This is a genomic window from Maritimibacter fusiformis, from assembly GCF_008086115.1.
GTDB classification, from domain to species: domain Bacteria; phylum Pseudomonadota; class Alphaproteobacteria; order Rhodobacterales; family Rhodobacteraceae; genus Muriiphilus; species Muriiphilus fusiformis.
On record NZ_VSIY01000006.1, the window covers coordinates 61,403 to 83,819 of the forward strand.

The window sequence follows — 22,417 nt, forward strand, 5'->3', positions numbered from 1 at the left end:
CCGGTTTGCATGCAAACCGAACCTGCCCGAAGGTATTTGAAGAACAAGGAAGGGCAAGGGCGAAACTCATCCAACGGTCGGGATGGGGCGTAGACGTGGCATGAGCGATAGAACCCCCATCCTGGTCTGGCTGCGCCGCGATCTGCGGCTGGCGGACCATCCGGCGCTGTATGCGGCGGCACAGAGCGGCAGGCCGCTGATCCCGGTATTCATCCATGACGAGAGCGTGGAGGCGCTTGGCGCGGCGCCAAGGTTTCGCTTGGGGCTGGCGCTGGCGGCGCTCGGGGATGAGCTGGCCGCGCGGGGCAGCCGGCTGATCCTGGCGCGCGGCGCGGCGGACGAGGTTCTGGCGCGGCTGATTGCCGAGACCGGGGCGGGTGCCGTGTTCTGGACGCGATGCCATGATCCCGAGGCGATCCGGCGCGACACCGGCGTCAAGGCCGATCTGGTGGCGCGGGGGATCGAGGCGAAGAGTTTCCCGGGGCAGCTTCTGTTCGCGCCCTGGGATGTGGCGACCGGGCAGGGCGGGCCTTACCGGGTGTTCACGCCGTTCTGGCGGGCGGTGCGGGGGCGCGATGTCGGGGAGGCCCTGCCGGCGCCCGCCCGGCTGGTCGCGCCAGATCGCTGGCCGGTCAGTGCGCGGTTGGAAAGCTGGCGGATGGCGGCGGGGATGCGGCGCGGCGCGCAGATCGTGGCCGGTCACGCGCGCCCCGGCGAGGCGGCGGCGCAGGCGCGGCTGGAGGCGTTCCTGGCCGAACGGCTGGCGGACTACGCCGCGCGCCGCGACTTTCCCGCCGAGGATGCGACCTCGGGCATGTCCGAGCACCTGGCCTGGGGCGAGATCGGGCCGCGCCAGCTTTGGCAGGCCGGGCAGCGCGCGCGCGAAGAGGGCGTGGCAGGGGCCGAGACCTTTCTGCGCGAGGTTGCGTGGCGCGAGTTCGCCTATCACCTGATCTACCATTTCCCCGAGTTGCCACGGCAGAACTGGCGCGCCGAGTGGGACGGGTTCCCCTGGGCCACCGACCCGGACGCGCCCGAGGTCGTCGCGTGGAAGCGGGGCCTGACCGGCGTGCCCTTCGTAGATGCGGCGATGCGCGAGATGTATGTGACCGGGCGGATGCACAACCGGGCGCGGATGATCGTGGCGAGCTATCTGACCAAGCACCTGATGACCCATTGGCGCATCGGGCTGGACTGGTTCGCCGAGCATCTGACCGATTGGGACCCGGCGGCCAACGCGATGGGCTGGCAGTGGGTGGCGGGCTCCGGCCCCGACGCCGCGCCCTATTTCCGGGTATTCAACCCCGAGACGCAGGCGGCGAAGTTCGACCCCGATGGCGCCTATCGTGACCGCTGGATCGCCGAAGGCCGGGCGCGGCCGAGCAGAACCGCCTTGAGCTACTTCGAGGCGGTGCCGCGAAGCTGGGGTCTGTCGCGCGCGGTGCCCTATCCCGAACCCGTGGTGGGGCTGGCCGAGGGGCGGGCGCGGGCGCTGGCCGCCTATGAGGCGCAAAAGGCCGGGTGAGCGGGCGAATTCGGTCTTGCGCCACGGCGCGCGACACCGGACAGTGGGGCCGAGGCTGAGAACCCCGGGAGGCCAGATGCCCACCACCGCACGACTTGTCGCCGCCCTGATGCTGGCCGGGCTCGGCTGGGGCGTGTCGATCCTGATCGTCACCTACCTGCCGCCGGAGACTCAGGTGGGATGGTTCGGCCCGGTCGCGGCGGGCTTCGGCCTCATCGTCGGGTGGAGCTATACCGGACGCAGGCTCGACCGGGGCCGCGGCAAGGCCGTGAGCGTCGGGCTGACCAGCGTGTTAACGCATGTTTTCTGGGTGCTTTTGACCTTTTCCATCGTCGAGATGGTGCGCCGGTCGTTGCGCAAATCCTATGACAACCCGCCCGAGGCGGTGGTCGACGTGTTTCGCATCGCGGTGGATTACCTGGTCGTGGCGGCGCAGATCGACGTGGTGCTGGCGCTGTTGATCGGCGCGGTCGTGGTGGGGGTCGTGACGCAGCGGGTGGCGGCGCGGTTTCGGTGAGCGAGTTGCCATTGTTCCTGTTCGGCACCCTGTGCCATGACGGCCTGCGCGCGGCGGTTCTGGGGCCGGGGGCCGGCGAGGCGGTGCCGGCCACATTGCCGGGCCATGCGGTCTGCCGGGTGCGCGGCGAAGCCTTTCCGATGCTTGTCCCCGGCGAGCGGGCACAAGGGCTGTTGATCACCCCCGATGCCGAGGCGCGGGCGCGGGCGGATTTCTTCGAGCTTGGGTTCGGCTACCGGCTGCGCAAGGTGTCGGTCGAGACCGCGGCCGGGCCGGCGCAGGCGCTGGCCTATTTTCCCGAGAATGGGGCGAACACGCCGGACGGGCCGTGGCGGCTGGAGGACTGGGCGCGCGACTGGGCCGATATCTGGATCGCCGCGGCGGCCGAGGCGGTGGGCTATTTCGGCGCGATCGCGCCCGAGGACCTGGCGCGGCGCTGGCCGACGATCACCATGCGCGCGGCCAGCCGGGTCAGGGCGCGCGCCCCGGCACCGACCACGCTGCGCAGCCGGTTCGCATCGGGCGCGGATGTCGAAAAGCTCCGCCTGCGGCGACCGTATTGCGATTATTTCATGCTCGAGGAACAGGATCTGCGGCATCGACGCTTTGACGGGGGCATGAGCCCGGTGGTCACCCGGGCGGGCTTTGTCGGTGGCGATGCCGCGACGGTGCTGCCCTATGATCCGGCCCGCGACGAGGTGTTGGTGATCGAGCAGTTCCGCGCCGCGCCCTATCTGCGCGGCGATCCGCATCCCTGGACGCTGGAGCCGATTGCCGGGCGCATCGACGCGGGCGAAACCCCGCAGGACTGCGCCCGGCGCGAGGCGCGCGAAGAGGCGGGGCTGGCGGTGGGCGCGCTGCACGATGTCGCGGAGTATTACCCCAGCCCGGGCGCGGTGGCCGAGTTCATCTTTTCCTATGTCGGCATCGCCGATCTGGCCGGACGCGACGGCGAGACCGGCGGCGTCGATCACGAGGACGAGGATATTCGCGCACACGTGATTGGGTTCGACCGGCTGATGCAGCTTGTGGAAAGTGGCGAGGCGGGGACCGGGCCGTTGGTGATGTCGGCCTATTGGCTGGCGCTGCACCGGGATCGGCTGCGCGGCTGACGGTCGGGCCGCACCTTTCCGCCGTCCGGGGCGCGGGGTTGCTTGAGTTCCGCCCGCGCCGACCCTACACATTCAACACGGACGCGAGCCAGGGAGTGCGACAGCATGGATATCCGGCGGGATCTATCGGAGCTGGTGGGCAATACGCCCCTGGTCAGGCTCAAGGCCGCATCGGAGGCGACCGGCTGCGAGATCCTCGGCAAGGCCGAGTTCATGAACCCCGGCCAGTCGGTCAAGGACCGGGCTGCGCTGTGGATCATCCGCGACGCGGTGGCGCGCGGCGCGCTTGCGCCCGGCGGCACCATCGTCGAGGGCACGGCGGGCAACACCGGCATCGGGCTGGCGCTGGTCGGGGCCTCGATGGGGTTTCGCACGGTGATCGTGATCCCCGAGACCCAGAGTCAGGAAAAGAAGGACATGCTGCGGCTGGCGGGCGCCCAACTGGTCGAAGTGCCGGCCGCGCCCTACCGCAACCCGAACAATTTCGTGCGCTATTCCGGCCGGCTGGCCGAAGCGCTGGCCAGGACCGAGCCGAACGGCGCGATCTGGGCCAACCAGTTCGACAACACCGCCAACCGTCAGGCCCATATCGACACCACCGGGCCGGAGATCTGGGACCAGACCGGCGGCAAGGTCGATGGCTTCGTCTGCGCCGTCGGCTCCGGCGGCACGCTGGCGGGCGTGGCGATGGCGCTGGCGCCCAAGGGCGTCAAGATCGGCCTTGTCGATCCGATGGGTGCGGGACTTTACAGCTATTACACCACCGGCGAATTCGTGATCGAGGGCGGCTCGATCGCCGAGGGGATCGGGCAGGTGCGCATTACCGGCAACCTCGAGGGGTTCACCCCCGACATGGCCTGGCAGGTGCCCGACGACGAGGCGCTGCCATACGTCTTCGATCTGGCCGAGAGCGAGGGGCTGGTGCTGGGGGGATCGTCCGGGGTCAATATCGCGGGCGCGGTGCGCATGGCGCGCGAGATGGGGCCGGGGCATACCATCGTCACGGTGCTGTGCGACTATGGCACGCGCTATCAGTCGAAACTGTTCAACCCGGCGTTCCTGCGCGACAAGAACCTTCCGGTTCCGGGCTGGCTCGAGCGGGCGCCGGTCGATCTGCCCGACATGCGTGAAAGCGAGTGATGACGCGCCGCCTGATTTCCCTCGCCGCGCTGCTGGCGCTGATGCTGTTCTCCGCCGTGTCGATGGCACAGGCGCAGGAGGAAAGCCCGGCCGCCGCCGAGGAGACCGCGACCGACGCCGAGGTGTCGGCCCCCGAGGCCGCGCCCGTCATCGCCTCGGATGGCAGCACGCTGGACTACGAGGCCTGGGTGAAGCTGGCCGAACGGGTCGAGCAGGCGCTGGAATCGGGCCGGGTGTCGACCTCGGTGCTGGAAAGCCTGCGCGGCGAGCTGACCACCTGGCGCGAACGCTTTGCCCAGGCACGTTCGGCCAACGCGGTCCGAATTGCGACCCTGCGCGCCCAGATCGCGGCGCTTGGCCCGAAACCCGAAAACGCCGACAGCGAGATGCCGTCGACCGCGGCCACCCGCCAATCGCTGACCGAGCAGCTTGACGCCCTGGTCGCCCCGGTCAAGCGCGCCGAACTGGCGCATGTGCGGGCCGACACGCTGATCGGCCAACTCGACAAGACATTGAGGGCACGCCAGACCGCCGGTCTGACGCAGATCGGGCCGTCGCCGCTGAACCCGGCGTTCTGGCTGCCGGCGGTGTCCGACCTTGGCCGCAGCCTGCGGCTGGCCTGGGCGTCGGCGGCGGACACCTGGCAGAACGACATCAAATGGGCCCAGGTGCGCGGTGCGATGGCGGCGGCGACTGTGTTCCTGCTGGCCGGTCTGGGGCTGTTGATCTTCGGACAGCGCGTGGTCCGGCGGGCCGGCGAAAAGGTCCGCGCCGGCGTGCAGGGACCGGCGCGCAGCGCGATGGGCTTCGTGTTGTCCATCGTGCAGGTCGCGGTGCCGCTTCTGGGGGTGGGCGCGATTGTTCTGGGGCTGGACAATGCGCTGGTGCTCGATGCGCGCGGGCGCCTGCTGCTGACGGCGCTCGCGGTCACGGCGGTTCTCTATTTCGTGGCGCGTTGGGTCGGGATGCAGGTGTTCGGCCTGCCGGGCGCGTCCTGGCAGATCGTCGCCGTGCCCGAATGGCGCTCGCGCGAGGGGCGGTTCCAGACCACCGTTTCGGGTCTGTTCGCGGGTCTGACCATGACCGTGCTGCAACTGGGCGACCTGGACGGCTATTCCGATGCCAGCGTTGCGGTGCTGCAATGGCCGCTGCTGGTGCTGACCGGGCTGGCGCTGCTGCGGATCGGGCGGGTGTTCCGGGTCAACCTGGTGCAGGCGCGCGCCGAGGCGGACGGGGCCGGGTTCTTCGACCGCTCGCTCGGCTTTCTCGGCACGATCCTGACCATCGTCGGGGTGCTCGGGCCGGCGCTGGCGGCGCTGGGCTATGTCGAGCTGGGGCGGTTTTTGCTGTTTCCCACGCTGGTGACGCTGTTCGTGATCGCGGTGATCCTGATCCTGCACCAGTTCTTCGTCGACATTTATGGCGTCGTCACCCGCCGTTCGCGCGACGAGGCGCGCGAGGCGTTGATCCCGGTGCTGATCAGCTTCGGCATTGCGCTCGCCACCCTGCCGCTGTTCTTGCTGATCTGGGGCGGGCGGGTGACCGAACTGACCGAGCTCTGGGCGCGCCTCGGCGCCGGTATCCACTTCGGCGAAACGGTGATCACCCCCGGCGACGTGCTGACCGTGGTGGTGGTGTTCGCGCTGGGCTTCATGCTGACCCGGCTGATCCAGGGCATGCTGGGCTCGACCATCCTGCCCAAGACCGAGGTGGATATCGGCGGGCAGAACGCGATCACCTCGGGGGTCGGCTATGTCGGGATCTTCCTCGCCGCCGTCGTGGCGATCACATCGGCGGGGATCGACCTGTCGTCACTGGCCATCGTCGCCGGTGCGCTGTCGGTCGGGATCGGTTTCGGCCTGCAGAACATCGTGTCGAACTTCGTCTCGGGCATCATCCTTCTGATCGAGCGGCCGGTGTCCGAGGGCGACTGGATCGACGTGGGCGGGCATATGGGCTACGTGCGCGACATCTCGGTGCGCTCGACCCGGATCGAGACCTTCGACCGCACCGACGTGGTGATCCCCAACTCGGACCTGATCTCGGGCGTGGTCACCAACTATACCCGCGGCAACCTGATCGGCCGGGTGATCGTCAAGGTCGGCGTCGCCTATGGCTGCGACACAAGGCGGGTCGAGGAGATTCTGCTCGAGGTCGCGAAGGATCACCCGCTGGTGGCGATCAACCCGGCACCGTCCGCCCATTTCATGGGGTTCGGCGCCGACAGCCTCGACTTCGAGATCCGCGCGATCCTCAAGGACGTGAATTTCGTGCTGAGCGTGCGCAGCGACATGAACCACGAGATCGCGCGCCGGTTCCGCGACGAGAACATCGAGATCCCGTTCGCGCAGCGCGACATCTGGCTGCGCAATCCCGAGACCCTGACCGGGCTGGGCGCGGGCGCGGCGCCCAAGCCCGACAAGCCCCGGAAATCCCGGCGCAAGGCAAACCGGGCCGAGACGGTCGACCAGGCCCGCGAGGCGCTGGACGAAGACGACATGACAGACACGTTCGGCTATGGCCGGGAGGACAACGATGACTAGACCCCTGTTTCGCGACGACGCCTACCGGGTCGAGGCGCCGGGCACCGTCTCGGCGCTGACCGAAAGCGGCGGCGTGGTGCTGGATGCAAGCCTGTTCTACCCGACCAGCGGCGGCCAGCCGGGCGACCGCGGCGTGCTGCGCTGGGACGGCGGCGAGATGGCGGTGGCCGACACCGTCAAGGGCGCCGGTCCCGACATCGTGCTGATGCCCGCCGAGGGCGCGGCGCTGCCGACCGTGGGCGCGCAGGTGATGCAGGAAATCGACTGGGAGCTGCGCCACCGTCACATGCGGGTGCACACGGCGCTGCACCTTCTGTCGGTGGTGCTGCCGTTTCCGGTGACCGGCGGGGCGATCGGCCCGGAAAAAGGCCGGCTGGACTTTGCGATGGAAGATCCGCCGGGCGACAAGGCCGAGATCGAACAGGCGCTGAACGCTCTGATCGCCCGTGATCTGCCGGTCAGCGCCGACTGGATCACCGACGACGAGCTTGCCGCCAACCCGGGGCTGGTCAAGACCATGTCGGTCGCCCCGCCCTCGGGCGCGGGCCGGGTGCGGCTGATCCGCATCGGCGAGGGAGAGGCACAGGTCGATCTGCAGCCCTGCGGCGGCACCCACGTGGCGCGCACCGGCGAGATCGGGCAGATGCGGGTTGGCAAGGTTGAAAAGAAGGGCCGTTTGAACCGGCGCGTGAATATCCATCTGCAAGAGCTTGATCTGAAGGGTGAATCCGCATGACCGACAAGGCACTCCCCAAGGACTGGCGCAGCGCCAACCGCGCCACCTGGGAGGAGCGCGTGGGCATCCACCTCAAGGCCGATGCCTACGACCTGACCCCGCTGCGCGAAGGCCGGGCCGTCCTGCACCCGATCGAGGAGGCCGAGATCGGCGAGGTCGCGGGGCTGCGCATCACCCATCTGCAATGCCACTTCGGACGCGACAGCCTGACGCTTGCGCAGAAGGGCGCGGACGTGACCGGGCTGGACTTCTCCCCGACCGCCATCTCCTCGGCAACCGCCCTGGCCGATGAGCTTGGGCTGGCCGACCGGGCGCGGTTCGTCGAGGCCGATCTCTATGACGCCCCCGCCGCGCTGGCGGACCACGGGCCGTTCGACATGGTGTTCGTGACCTGGGGCGCGATCGGCTGGCTGCCGGATCTCGACGGCTGGGCGGCCGTGATCGCGGCGCTCCTGCGGCCCGGTGGCACGCTCTACCTGGCCGAGGGGCACCCCTTCGCAATGGTGTTCGCCACCGAGAACGGCACCGATTCCGAGGGCCGGCCACGCTGGTGTGTGCCCTATTTCGATTTCGGCCTGTGGCACGACGAAGCGCCGGTCGATTACACCGGCGATTTTCCGAAGCTGACGGCGGGCCACGAATACTGGTGGGATCACCGGATGGGCGAAGTCCTGACCGCGCTGGCAGGCGCGGGTTTGCACCTCGACTGGCTGCATGAACATGACCGGGTGCCGTGGCCGATGTTCTCGACGCTGCAACCCGCGCCCGGGGGGATGTATGCCTGGCCCGACAAGCCCTGGCTGCCGCTGTCCTTTTCGCTCAAGGCAAGCTGGCCCGGCTGACCTGACCGCCTGCCGGATAGAGGTTCCATTTCAATCCCTTGGCGACGTGTCACATGGGCGCGCAAGCGCCAAGGGGGTATAATTGCATCATGTCGAGGCCGGGCCGAAAGGCCCCGAACCCGGAGGCACGTGATGCTGATGACCGCCCGAACAGCCACCTTGAAACCCGCCCTGATCCTTGGCGCCGTGGCGCTGGCGATGATCCAGCCGACCCTGGCTCAGGCGACCGCGACGCAAGACCCCTGCCAAGAGGCCGCGATCCATGCCCAGCTCGAAAGCCTGATGGCCCCGGGCTATGCCCGGGTCTGCGACGCGGTCGGGTCGGTGTCTCTGACCCCGGACTGCATGAACTATTATCTGCGGGTGACCGACACGGCGCTGTCCCCGTCCGAGGACGCGCGCGCGGCGCTGGCGGCGGCCTGCGAGGCCTCCATGCCCGGCGCGACCGCCCTTGGTTGCATCGGCCCCGATTGCCGGCCCGCCAAAGATGTTCCGGTTGCGGACCCCACGGACGCGATGGAATGCGGCGAGGGGCTCGAATGCCGCCCGCCCGAGGATGAGCCGGTGCCGCTGGACGACGACACCGGCGCGCTGGAAACCGACACCGCGCCGCGCACCGCGCAGGCCGATGCGGCCCTCGACCTCGCGTTCTGGGAGGCGATCGAGGACAGCGACCACCCGGCAATGTATCGGGCCTATCTCGACCAGTTCCCTCGGGGCGTGTTCCGGGTGATCGCCGAGGCCCGGCTGGCCGCGTTGACCGGCACCGCATCGCAGGCCCCGGCCACGCCGCCCGCGTCCGCCACGCCCCCTGCCACGACCCCCACGGACGCTTATCGCGAGGCGATGGCGATCATGGACCGGGCCTATTCCGGCGATCAGGCCGGGTGGGACGCGGCCGCGCGCCGCGCCCTGCCGCTGTTCCAGCGCGCGGGCGACGGCGGGGTCGGGGCCGCCTGGATCGAACTGGGCGCGCTCTATGAGAATGGCATCGGTGTGACCACCGACAATCCGCGCGCCATCGAGTATTTCCTGATGGCCGGGGAAAGCGGCCTGTCCGAAGGTTACCTGCGGGCGCTGATGCTGCTCGACCAGACCGGGCAAGCCACGCGTTTTGTCGACGCGTTCCTGGCACTCGCCCGGCAGGACCGGGGCGCGGCGCTGGCCGTGTTCGACAGCGTGTCGGCCAGCGCACCGGTCCGGGTGCAGCGATACCTCGCGGATCGCGGCTATTACGCCGGCGCGCTCGACGGTCGCTTCGGCGCGGGCTCGCAATCCGCGCTCGATGCCTATCTCTCCGGTTCGCCGCCGCCCCCCGTTGCCGCCCCGGCGCCTGCGCCCGCCGCGCCGGATGCCGATCTCGCCCGCGCGCTGCAGTCGGAACTGTCCCGCGTCGGCTGCTACCAAGGCCCGATCGACGGCAAATGGGGCCCCGGATCGGCCCGCGCGATGCAGAATTTCAATCACTGGTGGGGCAGCGCCGCACCAACCGGCGCCCCGACCGCGGCGGGCCTCAACACCGTGCGCGCCGCCCCGGGCCTGGTCTGCGGCACCGACTGACGGATATTTCGCCGCGCCCCCCCTTGCCAGCCCGGTTGCAGCAAGGGTAGATACCGCGGCACGGAGCGGTGGCCGAGTGGTCGAAGGCGCACGCCTGGAAAGTGTGTAGGCGGGAAACCGTCTCGAGGGTTCGAATCCCTCTCGCTCCGCCACTTGCCCTAGCGAAAGCATTCTCCCGATCCGGCTGCGGCCGGATTTTTCTTATGTCTTCAAAGTTTTCGCTGACAGCGCTCGCAACCTTCCGCCCCCAAAGGTCGCAAAGCCGGGTTCGCGCTGGTGCAACACCTTTTCCAGGCTCCAACACACGTTCCGGATCGCGGGTCACACCAGTCATAAGACAAACTTATCGCTCACATGCCCCAATTGGATTGGACGAACTCCCCTGTTTCTGTTGCTATGGAAGGAAATCAACGGGAATCATCATCATGTCGAACCGCAAACTCTATATGAAATTTCTCGATGCCGACGTGACGGGCATCATCACTCTCTATGAGGAAACCGCACCCAAGACCTGTGACGCGATCTGGGGGGCGCTGCACGAGCCGGTGCAGTGGCCGGCGCTTCACGCCTCGTATACCGGACCCGAAATCATGATGGGTCTGCCCGAAAGCGCGCGGACCTTCGATCCAACCAGCATCGGCCCCGAAAACATCACCAGCTTCCCGGCGCCGGGCGAGTTGCTGTGGTTCCATCAGCCGAAAAACTTCTTCAAGATGGACCCCGACGAGTTCTGGGAAATCGGCCTTGTCTACGACGAGGGCGCCCGCACCGCCGGTCCGATCGGCTGGACCGCCCCGAACTTCTTCGGCCGTATCACCGAAAATTTCGACGCCGTGGTCGAGCAATGCCGTATCATTCGCCGCAAGGGCGAGCGTATGGTCGAGCTTGGCCGCCACGTCTGACCCGACTGCCCCGCGGCGGTTCTCCAGCCGCCGCGGCACGATCCGTGTTTTTCCGTAGCCCAAAAATAGGAATCACCATGATTATCACCTCACGCAGTCTTCTCGGCTCGGTCGCCATCGGCCTTTTCACGGTCCCGGCCATGGCCCAGGAGATCACCATCAACTCGTTCGGCGGCGCCTATGAAGAGGCGCACCGCGCCTGCGTCATCGACCCGTTCGAAGCCGCCACCGGCGCCAAGGTCAACATCGTGACCGCCTATTCCGCCGACGCCTTCGCGCAGATCCGCGCCCAGAAGGATGCGCCGCAGTTCGACGTCATCCACTTCTCGGGCGGGCAGGAGATCGTCGGCGCGAGCGAAGGGCTGTTGCAGCCGATCGACCCCGAACTGGTCCCCAACCTGGCCGATGTCTATGATTTCGCGAAGACCGGCATCGCCAACGGCGAAGGCCCGGCCTACCAGATCGCCGCGGTCGGGCTGGTCTATGCCGCCGACAAGATGCCCGAAGCTCCGACCAAGTGGGCGGATCTTCTGAACCCGGAATACAGCGACCGGCTGGTGCTGACCGATATCTCGAACGGCTACGGCATGATCGGCATGCTGATGCTGAACCAGATTTCGGGCGGCACGCTGGAGAACATCCAGCCTGGCCTCGACGCGGTTGCGAAGCTGCTCGAGCAGGGCGCCATCGTGGTCTCGAAGTCGCCGGAAATCCAGCAGGAGTTCGCCCAGAACGACGCCTGGATCGCCCCCTATGCCTCGGACTATGCCTACACGCTGCAAGCGGCCGGTCTGGACGTGAAATTCGTGCAGGGCGAAGAGGGCACACCGGCCAGCTTCATCACCGCGAATCTCGTTGCCGGACGCGACAACGTCGAGCTTGCGTCGAAGTTCATCGACATGGAACTGTCGCCGGAAGCCCAGGCCTGTTTCTCGGAGGCGCTGCGCTACACGCCGACGAACGCGAAAACGGTCCTGGCCGATGACGTGGCCGCCTCGGTCGTCTACGGCCCCGACGCGACCGCCGGCCTGATGCGCTTCGACCCCGTCGCCATCGAGGCGAACCGGTCGGCCTGGGTCGAGGCCTGGGGCAAGACGATCGCGCGCTGAAGCAAACCCGGGCAGCGGGACGATAGCACATGACGAACCGCAGGGAAGCCTGGTTGTTTCTATTCCCGGGACTGGCGTTGCTGGTCCTGGGATTCATCCTGCCGATCATGCGGATGCTGGTGCTGTCGGTGATGGGGCCTGACGGGGTGACGTTCGAGCACTTTGCGCGGTTCTTTCAGGACGGCTATTACCCGTCGATCCTGTGGCGCACGGTTCGCCTGTCGCTGGTGATCACGGCACTCACCGCGGCCATCGGTTTTCCGCTGGCCTATATCACCTCGCGGGTCGGGCCGCAGGCGCGGCTCTGGCTGATCGTGATGGTGATCCTGCCGCTGATGACCTCGGTGGTGGTGCGAACCTTCGGCTGGATGGTCCTGCTGGGCCGGTCCGGGCCGCTGGCGACCATGCTGCGCGAAATGGGGCTGGTCGGCCGGAGCTTTTCATTGATGCACACCGAGTCGGCGATCATTCTGGGCATGGTGCAGGTGTTGCTGCCCTTCATGGTGCTGAGCCTGCTGGGCGTTCTCACGCGCCTCGACCCGCGGCTGGAAGAAGCCGCGCGGACCATGGGCTGCAGCTTTCTGCAAACGATCAGGCGGGTGGTGCTGCCGCTGTCGATGCCCGGCGTGGTGGCCGGTTCGCTGCTTGTCTTCACGCTGTCGGCCTCGTCCTTCATCACCCCGAGCCTGCTGGGCGGGGCGCGGATCGAGGTTCTGGCCGGGTCGATCTACAAGAGCGTGACGCAGACCCTGGACTGGAACTTTGCCGCCGCGCAGTCGGTGATCCTGTTCTTTGGCCTTGCGCTGGTCCTGATCCCTTATCTGCGGCTTGGTGCGCGACATGGTTAAGGCGATCCCGACATGGCTGCGCTGGCTGGCCTGGGGCTTCGTGATCCTGTCCGCCCTGTTGCTGCTGGCGCCATTGGTGGTGGTGATCGGCGTGTCGGTTTCCGAAAGCCAGTTCATCGTGTTTCCGCCGCAGGGTTTCTCGCTCGACTGGTATCGCAAGGCGCTGGGATCGCGCGAATATGTCGAGGCGTTCTGGCTGTCGCTGCGCCTGGCGGGTCTTGTCACCGTCTCCGCGACCGTGATCGGCGGGGCGGCGGCCATCGCGCTGTCGCGGCGCAAGAACAGGCAGTCACTGGAATCCTTCTTTCTGTCGCCGCTGGTCATTCCCAGCATCATTTTCGCCATCGGCATGTTGATGTTGTGGAGCTCGATGTTCGGCACCACCTCGTTCGTCGCGCTCTGGATCGCGCATACGGTCGTGGCGCTGCCCTATGTGATCCGCACCACGCTGGCGGTGCTGGCCGAGAGCGACCCGTTTCTGGAAGAGGCCGCCCGCACGATGGGTGCGAGCTGGTTGCGCCGCCTTTGGCATGTCGTGCTGCCGCAATGCCGGCCGGGTCTGGCGGCGGGGGCCTTCTTTGCCTTCAACATCTCGTTCGACGAGGCGGTGTTGTCGCTGTTCCTGCGCAATCCCGGCCTGAACACGCTGCCCGTGCAGATCTACGGGCAACTCGAATTCTCGCCTGACCCGACGGTTGCGGCGGTTTCCACCATGATGATCGTGCTGACCGTGGCGCTGATCGTCCTTCTTGACCGGCTTCTTGGCCTGAACCGCGTGGCAAATACCTGAATGTCCGACCTTACCCTCCGCCAGATCAAGAAATCCTTTGGCCGCACCGAAGTGCTGCACGGGATCGACCTCGACATCCAGTCGGGCGAATTCGTGTCGCTGCTCGGGGCGTCCGGCTGTGGCAAGACCACGCTGCTGCGCATCATCGCCGGGCTGGAGCGCGTCAGCGGCGGGACGGTCAGCATTGCGGGCAAGGATGTCACCAGCCTTCCGCCGGAAAAGCGCGACATCGCGATGATGTTTCAGTCCTATGCGCTGCTGCCGCACCTGACGGTTGCCGAGAACGTGCGGTTTCCATTGCGGATGCGCGGGCAGGGCAGCCGCGAGGAACAGGCCGAGCGGGTCGTCAAGGCGCTCGACACCGTGCAACTGGCACATCTGGCCGACCGGAGAATCCGCCAACTCTCGGGCGGGCAACAGCAGCGCGTGGCGCTGGCGCGCGCGATCGTGTCCAGCCCGCAGGTCCTGCTGCTGGACGAGCCCTTGTCCAATCTCGACGCGCGCCTGCGCGAGGAGATGCAGGTCGAACTGATGGAGATCCACAACAAGCTGGGCCTCACCACGATCTTCGTCACCCACGATCAGGAAGAGGCCCTGTCGCTGTCGGATCGCGTGGTGCTGCTGAACGATGGCCAGATCGAGCAACAGGGCAGCCCGCGCGCGATCTACAGCGCCCCCGAGACCGGCTTTGCCTCGTTCTTCCTCGGGGCCGCCAATCTGCTGCCGGTCACGGTGGAGGATGGGCCGGTTGCCCGGTTCGCCGATGACCAGGTGCTGGCACTGCCCGAAACCCAGACCGAGCGGGGCGAACGCATGCTGCTGTTGCGGCAGGAAGACCTGAAGATCGTGCCGGCCGACACCGATGGCGCCCTGAAGGCCCGCGTGGCGATCCGCGTCTTTCTCGGGGCGCGGCACCGCTACATGCTGGACCTGGCGGGTCAGCGGATCAGCCTGAACGCCCCGAACTCGGTCCTTGTCGAGCCGGGGGACGAGGTCGGCCTGACCATTGATCCAGAGCAGTTGCGCGTGCTGGCACGCTAGGGCAGGCGGCTTGCGCCCGGCGCCCGCGCTGCTATCATCAATGGCGAAGACGCGGTGCCAGAACTACGCTTGAGGCCGGGTGCCACCCGCGTTCCACGGGGGGCAGATGCGCACGATTGACATGAGGACCTTCGTTGTCCTGACCCGCACGCGCAATTTCCGCCGCGCCGCGGAAGAACTGAACACAACGCAACCGGCGATCTCGAGCCGCCTCACCGCGATCGAGCGCAAATACGGCAGCCGCCTGATCGAGCGCGGCAGCGGTGTGTTTCGTCTGACCGATGCGGGTGAACTGGTGCTCAAGGGCTTCGAGGCGGCGCTGGACGAACTCGACCAGGTGTCCGCCAAGCTGTCCGGCTCGACGCTGAAGCGCTCCAGCCCGCTGCGGCTGGGGGCCATCGACACGGTGGCCGCAACATGGATGCCCGACCTCATCGACGCGCTGCATGCCCGGTTCCCGGGCGTCCAGATCGAGCTGACGGTCGATGGCACCGCGCCATTGCTGGCCGGGCTGATGGCCGACCGTCTGGACGTGGCCTTCGCCATTCAGCCGCTGATCGACGAAGGCTTCCGCAGCTTTTCGTCCTGCATGCTGCAGATGATCTGGGCCGGGTCACCGCGGCTGATCGACCCCGGGCATCGCTACACGCCCGGCGATCTGGCGCGGCTGCCGATCATTTCGTTCGCGAAAGCATCGCCGCCGTTTCTGATGCTCGCGCCGTATTTCCATGACGAGAAACTGCTGGCCACCAACCTGACAAGCTGCAACTCGCTCTATGCGATCGTCAACCTGCTGATCGACGGCTTCGGCGTCGCCGCCCTGCCGGCAGTGTCGATTCGACGCGAGTTGAAGTCGGGGCAGCTCTGCGCGCTGAACGTCAGCAAGCCGTTGCCGCCGATGCCCGTGGTGGCGTCCTACCAGGCCCTGACCCAGCAGGACACGATCCGCGCCATGGTCGAAACCAGCCGCACCGTCGCCGGCGAGTTCTGCGCCCGGGTCGAACCGGGAACCGCCTGGGTGGAATAGGCGCGGCGGCGAGATCAGGGCACGGTCCCAAATCCCGCCTCGTGCGCGGTCGGTGCTTGCGGAGGGTGTCGTTCAGAAGTTTCCTTAAGAGTGCAGCATAAAGCACTGGTTTTCATGGGACACCAGTTTGCTTGCGCTCAGCTGGCGGCGTTCCAGAATTCGCACAGGAACCTGAGCGCGCCCTCGGCGCCGTCTCGGCCGCACCGATCGAGGAAATGCGCCTCGCCCAGGTCCTTGAACGCCGGATGTTCGTCGAGGTCCGACGCCGAGACCGATTTGAACGCCATCGACCAGTCGGCGAAGTCCCGCGAAGGCTTTTCACCGCGTTCCAGGACAACCTTGGTGTGATGTCTTGGGTCGGCGAAGATCCTGGCGCGCAGGGTTTCGATTTCCTTCGCATCGCCTTCGAGCGCCTGCATGAAGCTGCCCGGACCACCGGACTTCGACCCGGCGAAGATCAGCAGGCCGCTGATGTCGTGTTCGGCGTTGTAGGCCCGGCTTTCATCGAGAATCGCCTCCAGATCCGCCGCATTCAGGCCGCGTTTTGCCGCACTCACGTAAACGAGATAGCTGACACTCATCTTTCGGTTCCCGCCCAATAGCCGCTGTTTCCCGAGTTAAATAGACGAGGGCCGATGGTTGTCAACAAAGGATAGAATTTCATATTATGAAAAACGGTTTGAATTGATGAAAAGTATTTGACTAACATTTCCGAAAACGACAGGGTTGTTGCGAACGATGGCAGTCAGGAAGACTCTCCAGTGGCAACAGACGACAGCATCGGTCGAGAGGTGACCCAAGGGATCGCAGCGCGCGATGCGCGTGACGCGGCGGTGTCGGATCGGCCTGACTCCAAGGCGGCGGGCAAGCCGGTAAAGACCATCCAGTCGGTCGATCGCGCCTTCGAGATCATCGAGATCCTGGTCGCACGGCAGCAGCCGCTCGGGCTGGGCGAACTGGCGCAGGCGGCGGGCCTCAATGTCTCGACCTGCCACCATCTCGTCACGACGCTGGTCGAGCGCGGCTATGTCCTTCGGACCGGGCGCAATCGCGGATACATGCTGTCGTCGAAATTGCAGGAACTGGCGGAACGCAGCCAGCGCAAGCTGGACATTGCCGACATCACCAGCGCGACCCTTGTCGAAATGGCGGAAGAACTGGGCATGACGGTCCAGCTTGCCGTGTTCGACGGCATGTTCCTGATCACGAAATTCACCGTCGCGGGCGCGCAATCGGTCGTCAAGGAAGCCGATGAAATCAGCAAGATGCGCGCCACGCATGCCACCGCGACCGGCAAGGCGATCCTGGCCTGGCTGCCCGAACAGGTCGTCGCGAACGTGATTTCCGAAAACGGCCTGCAACGGTTCACCGACAAGACCATCGTCAGCCTGTCCGAACTGATGGACGATCTGCGGCTGGTGCGACGCAACGGCTATGCCGAGGACAATGAGGAACTGCGCGAGGGCGTCGCCTGCATCGGCGCGGCGCTTCGCGATGAAAGCGGCACCGTGGTCGCCTCGATCTCGGCCTCGTTCCCGGCCGGAAGCCTCAGCGGCGAGCAGCGGGAATTCGTGATCCGCAAGGTGACACAATACGCGCGGGAGCTTTCAGGTCGACTGAAGGTCAGCCGCTACTGAGCAAGCGAACATAAACCGACAAGACAACTTTGGAGGATCCCAATGGCAATGCCAGCGAATGTGAAGACCAGCAAAGACTTTCCGGTGCCGGACAAGATGAAGGCCTGGGTGCTGAACAACCCCGGTGAGCTTGAACTGGTCGAGAAGGACGTGCCGGTGCCTGCCAAGGCCGAAGTCCTGGTGCGGGTCGACGCCGTCGCCATCTGCGCCACCGATCTCGAGATCATCTACCACGGCCCGCCCGCCGAGATCCAAGGCGGCGATCCGTTCAACAAGAATTTCACGCCGGGGCACGAATACATGGGAACGGTCGTTGCACTCGGGCCGGGTGTGGACGAATACCAGATCGGCGAGCGCGTGACCGTGGAAATCCACGCCGGCTGCGGCCAGTGCAAGCGCTGCCGGCAGGGGATGTACACCTCGTGCCACAACTACGGCAAGAACTACGGCGACGTGAACAAGGGGCATCGCGCCAACGGCTTCACCACCGACGGCGGGTTCTGCGAATACCAGGTCAACAATATCAACACCTTGGTTCACGTCGACGACTCGATGTCGGATGAAGAGGCCACTCTGGTCGTCACCGCCGGCACCGCGATGTATGGCCTGACCGAACTGGGCGGGCTTGTCGCCGGCGAGAGCGTGGTGGTGACCGGCCCGGGGCCGATCGGCCTGATGGGTGTCGCCGTCGCCAAGGCGCTGGGGGCGCAGCCGGTCTTTCTGACGGGCACCCGCGACAACCGGCTCGAGATCGGCAAGAAACTGGGTGCCGACCACGTGATCAACGTGCGCAAGGAAGACCCGGTCGAGGCGGTCAAGCGTCTGAATGGCGGAATGGGCGTCGATTACGTGCTGGAATGCTCGGCCGCGCCCAACGGCATCAACGAAGCCGCGCAGATGGTGAACCGGGGCGGACGGATCTGCCTTGCGGCTTTTCCGGGCGAGAACCCGCAAGTCGATATCGCCCATCTCGTGCGCAACAACATCTATCTCTACGGCATCCGCGGCGAGGGCAAATCGGCCACCCACCGGGCCGAAGCCTTCATGCGCCAGAAGCGCTTCGACAGCACCCTGATCCACACCCATACATTCGACATGGACGACCTGCTCGAGGCCATCCGTTACGCCAAGGATCGGGTCGAGGACGCGATCAAGGTGGTCGTGAAAAACAAACACGCCGCACGTCAGAAGGTGGCAGCCGAATAGGCTGCCGCCCGCAAGAAAACGCTAACGCAAGCGCATGATTCCGGGAGAAATTCGATGCTTAGCTGCCGCAGCTATCAGATGCCGAAATCCCTGGCCGAGGCGCTCGCCTTGTGGCGGGGCGCCCCGGAAGGCAGCCGGCTTATCGCCGGGGCGACCGACATCCTGCCCTGGGCGCGTGAGGGGCGGGCGGGCGATGTCGAGATCGACACGCTGATCGACCTGTCGCGGGTCGCGGAACTTTCCGGCTACCAGCAAAAGGACGGCCGCATCAGGCTGGGGGCCAATGTCGTCTGGCAGGATTTCCTGACCGATCCGGTTCTGGCCCGGTCGCTGCCGTGCATGCCGTTCTGTTCGGTCTGGTTCGCCGACGATCAGATCCGGCAACAGGCGACGCTGGCGGGCAACCTCGTCAACGCGTCGCCCGCCGCCGACGGCACGCCGCCGGTGATCGCCCTGAACGGCGATATCGAGATTGCGCGGCTTGACGGTGACACCGTGGTCACGCGCACCATGCCGGTCGCCGACTTCATCAGCGGCCCGGGCCGCACCGACCTGAAACCGGGCGAGATCGTCGTGGCGGTCACGGTCGATGCGCTGCCGGGCTATGGCGGGTCGTACCAGAAGGTGGGGCAGCGGCGCTCGCTGGTGATCTCGTCGGTCTGTTGCGCCGCGGTGGTCAAGACCGATCCGTCGGGCAAGGTCTTCGAGGATGTCCGCCTCGCGCTCGGCGGTGTCGGGCCGAAACCGATGCGGCTGACCGAAACCGAGGCGATGCTGCGCGGCAAGGCAATCAGCGCCGACTTGATCGAGCGTGCCAGCGCCGGGCCGGTCGACCTGGTCGCGTCGCGCACGCGCGTCGACTACCGGCGCACCGTGGTGCGCGGTTTCGTGCGCGCCGCCGTCGAGGATGCGCTGGCGCATGCGGCGCAAAGCGCTCAGTCCGAGGAAAAGGAGACAGCCAATGCCTGAACTCGAACTCAATTTCGAAGTCAACGGCAGGACCGTGGCGAAACGGATCAACCCCGGCCTGCGTCTGCTCGACGTGCTGCGCGACGATCTGAACATGACCGGCACCAAGGAAGGCTGCGGCGCGGGGGAATGCGGCACCTGTTCGGTGTTCGTCGACGGCAAGCTGGTGAAATCCTGCCTGATGCCCGCCGCCAAGGCCGAGGGCACCCGCATCGAGACGGTCGAGGGGCTTGCGCGCCCCGGCGACCTCACCGTCATCCAGCGCGCCTTTTACAAGACCGGGGCGAGCCAGTGCGGCTACTGCATTCCGGGCATGGTGATGGCCGCGACCTCGGCCCTTCGCGACAACCCGGATGCCGGGCATGAAGAGATCAAGGAACGCATGGGCGGCAACATCTGCCGCTGCACCGGTTATACCAAGATCATCGAGGCGGTCGAACTGGCCCGCGACGTGATCGCGGGGCGGATGAGCCCTGCGGCGCTCGAAGCCGATGCGGTGGGCGAAAGCTACATCGGCAACAGCGTGCGCCGGATCGACGCGCCGGCCAAGGTGGCGGGTCGCCTGAAATACGCGGGCGACATGATCATGCCCGACATGCTGCACATGGCGGTTCTGCGCTCGCCGCACCCGCATGCGGAGATCGTGTCGATGGACACCTCGGCGGCCAGGGCCATGCCGGGGGTCGAATGCGTGATTACTTCCGAGGATGTGCCCGGTGTCGATGGTTTCGGCGTCTTCGTTCACGACCAGCCGATCATGGCGCGCGGCAAGGTGCGCTATGTCGGAGAGGCCGTTGCGGCCGTCGCCGCCACCGACGAGCGCAGCGCCCGGCGCGCGCTGGCCGGGATCAAGGTCACCTACCGCGAACTCCCCGGCTTGTTCGACGCGGCGGATGCGCTGGCGCCCGGCGCGCCGGTGCTGCACGACTATGCGCCCGACAACATCGTCAAGCACATCCCGCTGCGCAAGGGCAACATCGAGGCCGGGTTTGCCGCCGCCGACCTGATCCTCGAGGAAAACTTTTCGACCCAGCAGGTCGAACATGCCTATCTCGAACCCGAGGCGGGCATCGCCTATGTCGATCACGACGACGTGGTGACGGTGATTTCGCCCAGCCAGAACATCACCCACCACCGCCACATGCTGGCGGCGATCATCGACCGGCCGATCCAGAAGGTGCGCTTCATCATGAGCCCGGTGGGCGGCGGTTTCGGCGGCAAGGAAGACATGATCTACCAGGGGATGCTGGCGCTTGCCGCGATGCAGACCCACAAGCCGGTGCGGATCGTCTTTACCCGCGAGGAATCCATCGTCAGCACCGCCAAGCGGCATCCGTCCCGCTCGAAGGTCCGCATGGGGCTGACGCGCGCCGGGCGGATCACCGCGATGGAGTTCGACATGCTGTCGGACGGTGGCGCCTACGGCATGTCGTCCGAAGGCGTGATGCGCAAGGCGGCGATCCTGTCCTGCGGTCCCTACGAGATCGACAATCTCAAGGTCGACACCACGGTGGTCTATACCAACAACACGCCGTCCGGCGCGTTTCGCAGCTTTGGCGGCATGCAGGTCCAGTTCGCGACCGAAAGCATGGTCGACATGGCCGCCGAGAAACTCGGCCTCGATCCGTTCGAAATTCGCCGGCGCAACATGATGAAGCCCGGATCGCTGACCCATACCCAGCAAAAGCTTGGCACCGCCTCGCTCGGCATGGTGCTGGACGCGGCCGAGAAGGGCTCGCGCTGGGAGGCCGGTGCACCGACGGTGCGCGGTGCGACACGCGGCGACACCCACGGCGCGGGCACCCGCGAACCCTGCAAGCTGGGCGAGCGGTTCGCCGCCGGGCCCGAAACCAAGGAAAGGGTTGCCTGATGGAACGCACGGTCAGAGGACGCGGCGTCGCGGCGTCCTGGTATGGCATCGCACGCACCGCCACGATTGATCGCGCCGGTGCCTGGGCGGAACTCGATGACGGCGGCACCGCCAAGGTCGTGACCGGTGTCACCGAGATCGGCGAGGGCATCCTGACGCTGCTGGCCCAGGTCGCGGCGGAAGAGCTTGGCATCCGCCCCGAACAGGTGACGCTGGGCGACAACGACACCGCGCGCTCGCCCGAGGCGGCCCATGCCGGAGCGACGCGCCAGACCTACATGGTCGGCAATTCGATTGCGCTTGCCTGCCGCGAAGCCCGCGAGAAGCTGTTCGCGGAAATCGCCGAATACTGGGATGTCGAGGCCACGCTGTTGCACGCCTTCGACGGTATCCTGCACGCCGAAGGCACCAACAAGTCGATGACGATGGCCGAGGCCGTCGCGATCTGCAAGGGGCGCGGCGTGGTGCCGGTCGGGTCGGGCAGCTTCACCGCCCACGGCACCGGGCTTGACCCGGTCGACGGGTCGGGCGCGCCCTGGCAGGTCTATGTCTTCGGCACGCAGGTCGCCGAGGTCGAGGTCGATACCGTGACCGGCGAGGTGCAGGTGCTGGGCATCTGGGCTGCGCATGACGTGGGCCGGGCGATCAACCCGCGCGGCATCGAGGGCCAGATCGAAGGCGCCATCGTTCAGGGCCTGGGTCAGGCGCTGATGGAGGATTACCAGACAGTCGAGGGCCACACCACGACCCACGGTTTTGCGAAATACATCCTGCCGACCGCGCTCGACGTGCCCGAGATCACCTCGTTCCTCGTCGAGGACCGCGATCCGCTCAGCCCGCTGGGCGCCAAGGGCATCGGCGAGCCTGCGCTGGTTCCGACCGCGCCCGCGATCATGAACGCGATCTATGACGCCATCGGCGTGCGCATCACCTCGCTGCCGGCGACGCCGGAGAAGATCCTGCAAGGCCTGAAGGAAAAGCGGCGCCGCAACGAGGGGATCGCGGCTGAGTGACGTTGAGCCTGCCAAGGCGCCCCGCCACGG

At 66.8% G+C, this 22,417-nt stretch carries 20 protein-coding genes and 1 tRNA gene; 20 read left to right on the forward strand and 1 reads right to left on the reverse strand.

The genetic code is table 11. The features are described from left to right. Window positions 1-100: 100 nt before the first annotated feature. The 15 genes from FVF75_RS09215 to FVF75_RS09285 all read left to right on the forward strand — a co-directional run bounded on the left by FVF75_RS09215 (window position 101) and on the right by FVF75_RS09285 (window position 15,692). Window positions 101-1,525 carry a cryptochrome/photolyase family protein gene (locus tag FVF75_RS09215; protein WP_148377688.1) on the forward strand — a complete coding sequence of 475 codons (1,425 nt, stop codon included), beginning with the start codon at window positions 101-103 and terminating at the stop codon, window positions 1,523-1,525. Window positions 1,526-1,601: 76 nt separating this feature from the next. Beyond that, a complete protein-coding gene (locus FVF75_RS09220) occupies window positions 1,602-2,042 on the forward strand; it encodes a TrgA family protein (protein WP_187393030.1) in 441 nt (146 codons plus the stop codon). Next, the gene (locus FVF75_RS09225; protein WP_148377690.1) at window positions 2,039-3,154 is read left to right on the forward strand and encodes an NUDIX domain-containing protein; all 1,116 of its coding nucleotides are present in this window, start codon (window positions 2,039-2,041) and stop codon (window positions 3,152-3,154) included. Before FVF75_RS09220 ends, FVF75_RS09225 begins: the two co-directional genes overlap by 4 nt. A 105-nt stretch (window positions 3,155-3,259) precedes the next feature. Further along, window positions 3,260-4,294: a cysteine synthase A gene (locus FVF75_RS09230; RefSeq protein ID WP_148377691.1), complete on the forward strand. Its 1,035-nt coding sequence runs from the start codon at window positions 3,260-3,262 to the stop codon at window positions 4,292-4,294. Continuing rightward, on the forward strand, window positions 4,294-6,837 hold the full coding sequence (locus FVF75_RS09235) for a DUF3772 domain-containing protein (RefSeq protein ID WP_148377692.1): 2,544 nt from the start codon (window positions 4,294-4,296) through the stop codon (window positions 6,835-6,837). Before FVF75_RS09230 ends, FVF75_RS09235 begins: the two co-directional genes overlap by 1 nt. Next, complete coding sequence (locus FVF75_RS09240; protein ID WP_148377693.1) at window positions 6,830-7,573, forward strand: alanyl-tRNA editing protein; 744 nt, start codon at window positions 6,830-6,832, stop codon at window positions 7,571-7,573. Before FVF75_RS09235 ends, FVF75_RS09240 begins: the two co-directional genes overlap by 8 nt. Next, entirely contained in the window at window positions 7,570-8,415 is an 846-nt protein-coding gene (locus FVF75_RS09245; protein WP_148377694.1) for a class I SAM-dependent methyltransferase, read from the forward strand. Before FVF75_RS09240 ends, FVF75_RS09245 begins: the two co-directional genes overlap by 4 nt. A 132-nt stretch (window positions 8,416-8,547) precedes the next feature. Then, on the forward strand, window positions 8,548-9,975 hold the full coding sequence (locus tag FVF75_RS09250) for a peptidoglycan-binding domain-containing protein (protein ID WP_148377695.1): 1,428 nt from the start codon (window positions 8,548-8,550) through the stop codon (window positions 9,973-9,975). Between the two features lie 62 nt (window positions 9,976-10,037). Continuing rightward, window positions 10,038-10,127 (forward strand) — tRNA-Ser (locus tag FVF75_RS09255). 273 nt (window positions 10,128-10,400) lie between these two features. Further along, complete coding sequence (locus FVF75_RS09260; RefSeq protein ID WP_148377696.1) at window positions 10,401-10,877, forward strand: DUF3830 family protein; 477 nt, start codon at window positions 10,401-10,403, stop codon at window positions 10,875-10,877. Window positions 10,878-10,954: 77 nt separating this feature from the next. Further along, window positions 10,955-11,986, forward strand: a complete 1,032-nt coding sequence (locus tag FVF75_RS09265) for an ABC transporter substrate-binding protein (protein ID WP_148377697.1) — start codon at window positions 10,955-10,957, stop codon at window positions 11,984-11,986. 29 nt (window positions 11,987-12,015) lie between these two features. Beyond that, window positions 12,016-12,834 (forward strand): ABC transporter permease, encoded by an 819-nt coding sequence (locus FVF75_RS09270; RefSeq protein WP_148377698.1) that lies wholly within the window; start codon window positions 12,016-12,018, stop codon window positions 12,832-12,834. After that, complete coding sequence (locus FVF75_RS09275) at window positions 12,827-13,624, forward strand: ABC transporter permease (RefSeq protein ID WP_148377699.1); 798 nt, start codon at window positions 12,827-12,829, stop codon at window positions 13,622-13,624. The genes FVF75_RS09270 and FVF75_RS09275 overlap by 8 nt, the downstream gene beginning before the upstream one ends. After that, complete coding sequence (gene ccmA, locus FVF75_RS09280; protein WP_148377700.1) at window positions 13,625-14,665, forward strand: heme ABC exporter ATP-binding protein CcmA; 1,041 nt, start codon at window positions 13,625-13,627, stop codon at window positions 14,663-14,665. 106 nt (window positions 14,666-14,771) lie between these two features. After that, a complete protein-coding gene (locus tag FVF75_RS09285) occupies window positions 14,772-15,692 on the forward strand; it encodes a LysR family transcriptional regulator (RefSeq protein ID WP_148377701.1) in 921 nt (306 codons plus the stop codon). A 137-nt stretch (window positions 15,693-15,829) separates the two neighbouring features. Here the strand turns inward: FVF75_RS09285 and FVF75_RS09290 are convergent, their stop codons facing one another. Further along, entirely contained in the window at window positions 15,830-16,273 is a 444-nt protein-coding gene (locus tag FVF75_RS09290; protein ID WP_148377702.1) for a BLUF domain-containing protein, read from the reverse strand. 180 nt (window positions 16,274-16,453) lie between these two features. Here FVF75_RS09290 and FVF75_RS09295 point away from each other — a divergent pair, with 180 nt between their 5' ends. The 5 genes from FVF75_RS09295 to FVF75_RS17855 are packed head-to-tail and all read left to right on the forward strand — an operon-like array spanning window position 16,454 to window position 22,387. After that, entirely contained in the window at window positions 16,454-17,329 is an 876-nt protein-coding gene (locus FVF75_RS09295) for an IclR family transcriptional regulator (protein WP_148377703.1), read from the forward strand. A 42-nt stretch (window positions 17,330-17,371) separates the two neighbouring features. Continuing rightward, window positions 17,372-18,535, forward strand: coding sequence for a zinc-dependent alcohol dehydrogenase (locus tag FVF75_RS09300; RefSeq protein ID WP_148377704.1), 1,164 nt, complete (start codon window positions 17,372-17,374; stop codon window positions 18,533-18,535). Between the two features lie 54 nt (window positions 18,536-18,589). Next, entirely contained in the window at window positions 18,590-19,504 is a 915-nt protein-coding gene (locus FVF75_RS09305) for an FAD binding domain-containing protein (protein ID WP_148377705.1), read from the forward strand. Then, window positions 19,497-21,374 (forward strand): molybdopterin-dependent oxidoreductase, encoded by a 1,878-nt coding sequence (locus tag FVF75_RS17850; RefSeq protein ID WP_148377706.1) that lies wholly within the window; start codon window positions 19,497-19,499, stop codon window positions 21,372-21,374. Before FVF75_RS09305 ends, FVF75_RS17850 begins: the two co-directional genes overlap by 8 nt. Continuing rightward, window positions 21,374-22,387 (forward strand): xanthine dehydrogenase family protein molybdopterin-binding subunit, encoded by a 1,014-nt coding sequence (locus FVF75_RS17855; RefSeq protein ID WP_148377707.1) that lies wholly within the window; start codon window positions 21,374-21,376, stop codon window positions 22,385-22,387. The genes FVF75_RS17850 and FVF75_RS17855 overlap by 1 nt, the downstream gene beginning before the upstream one ends. The last annotated feature ends 30 nt before the right edge of the window (window positions 22,388-22,417 follow it).

What these genes read in the sequence shown, in the direction of transcription:
- FVF75_RS09230 (WP_148377691.1), top strand. Translation starts at nt 3,260, where the DNA reads ATGGATATCCGGCGGGATCTATCGGAGCTGGTGGGCAATACGCCCCTG.
- FVF75_RS09220 (WP_187393030.1), top strand. Translation starts at nt 1,602, where the DNA reads ATGCCCACCACCGCACGACTTGTCGCCGCCCTGATGCTGGCCGGGCTC.
- FVF75_RS09235 (WP_148377692.1), top strand. Translation starts at nt 4,294, where the DNA reads ATGACGCGCCGCCTGATTTCCCTCGCCGCGCTGCTGGCGCTGATGCTG.
- FVF75_RS09275 (WP_148377699.1), top strand. Translation starts at nt 12,827, where the DNA reads ATGGTTAAGGCGATCCCGACATGGCTGCGCTGGCTGGCCTGGGGCTTC.
- FVF75_RS17855 (WP_148377707.1), top strand. Translation starts at nt 21,374, where the DNA reads ATGGAACGCACGGTCAGAGGACGCGGCGTCGCGGCGTCCTGGTATGGC.
- ccmA (WP_148377700.1), top strand. Translation starts at nt 13,625, where the DNA reads ATGTCCGACCTTACCCTCCGCCAGATCAAGAAATCCTTTGGCCGCACC.
- FVF75_RS09265 (WP_148377697.1), top strand. Translation starts at nt 10,955, where the DNA reads ATGATTATCACCTCACGCAGTCTTCTCGGCTCGGTCGCCATCGGCCTT.
- FVF75_RS09260 (WP_148377696.1), top strand. Translation starts at nt 10,401, where the DNA reads ATGTCGAACCGCAAACTCTATATGAAATTTCTCGATGCCGACGTGACG.
- FVF75_RS09305 (WP_148377705.1), top strand. Translation starts at nt 18,590, where the DNA reads ATGCTTAGCTGCCGCAGCTATCAGATGCCGAAATCCCTGGCCGAGGCG.
- FVF75_RS17850 (WP_148377706.1), top strand. Translation starts at nt 19,497, where the DNA reads ATGCCTGAACTCGAACTCAATTTCGAAGTCAACGGCAGGACCGTGGCG.
- FVF75_RS09215 (WP_148377688.1), top strand. Translation starts at nt 101, where the DNA reads ATGAGCGATAGAACCCCCATCCTGGTCTGGCTGCGCCGCGATCTGCGG.
- FVF75_RS09245 (WP_148377694.1), top strand. Translation starts at nt 7,570, where the DNA reads ATGACCGACAAGGCACTCCCCAAGGACTGGCGCAGCGCCAACCGCGCC.
- FVF75_RS09270 (WP_148377698.1), top strand. Translation starts at nt 12,016, where the DNA reads ATGACGAACCGCAGGGAAGCCTGGTTGTTTCTATTCCCGGGACTGGCG.
- FVF75_RS09240 (WP_148377693.1), top strand. Translation starts at nt 6,830, where the DNA reads ATGACTAGACCCCTGTTTCGCGACGACGCCTACCGGGTCGAGGCGCCG.
- FVF75_RS09285 (WP_148377701.1), top strand. Translation starts at nt 14,772, where the DNA reads ATGCGCACGATTGACATGAGGACCTTCGTTGTCCTGACCCGCACGCGC.
- FVF75_RS09250 (WP_148377695.1), top strand. Translation starts at nt 8,548, where the DNA reads ATGCTGATGACCGCCCGAACAGCCACCTTGAAACCCGCCCTGATCCTT.
- FVF75_RS09300 (WP_148377704.1), top strand. Translation starts at nt 17,372, where the DNA reads ATGGCAATGCCAGCGAATGTGAAGACCAGCAAAGACTTTCCGGTGCCG.
- FVF75_RS09290 (WP_148377702.1), bottom strand. Translation starts at nt 16,273, where the DNA reads ATGAGTGTCAGCTATCTCGTTTACGTGAGTGCGGCAAAACGCGGCCTG.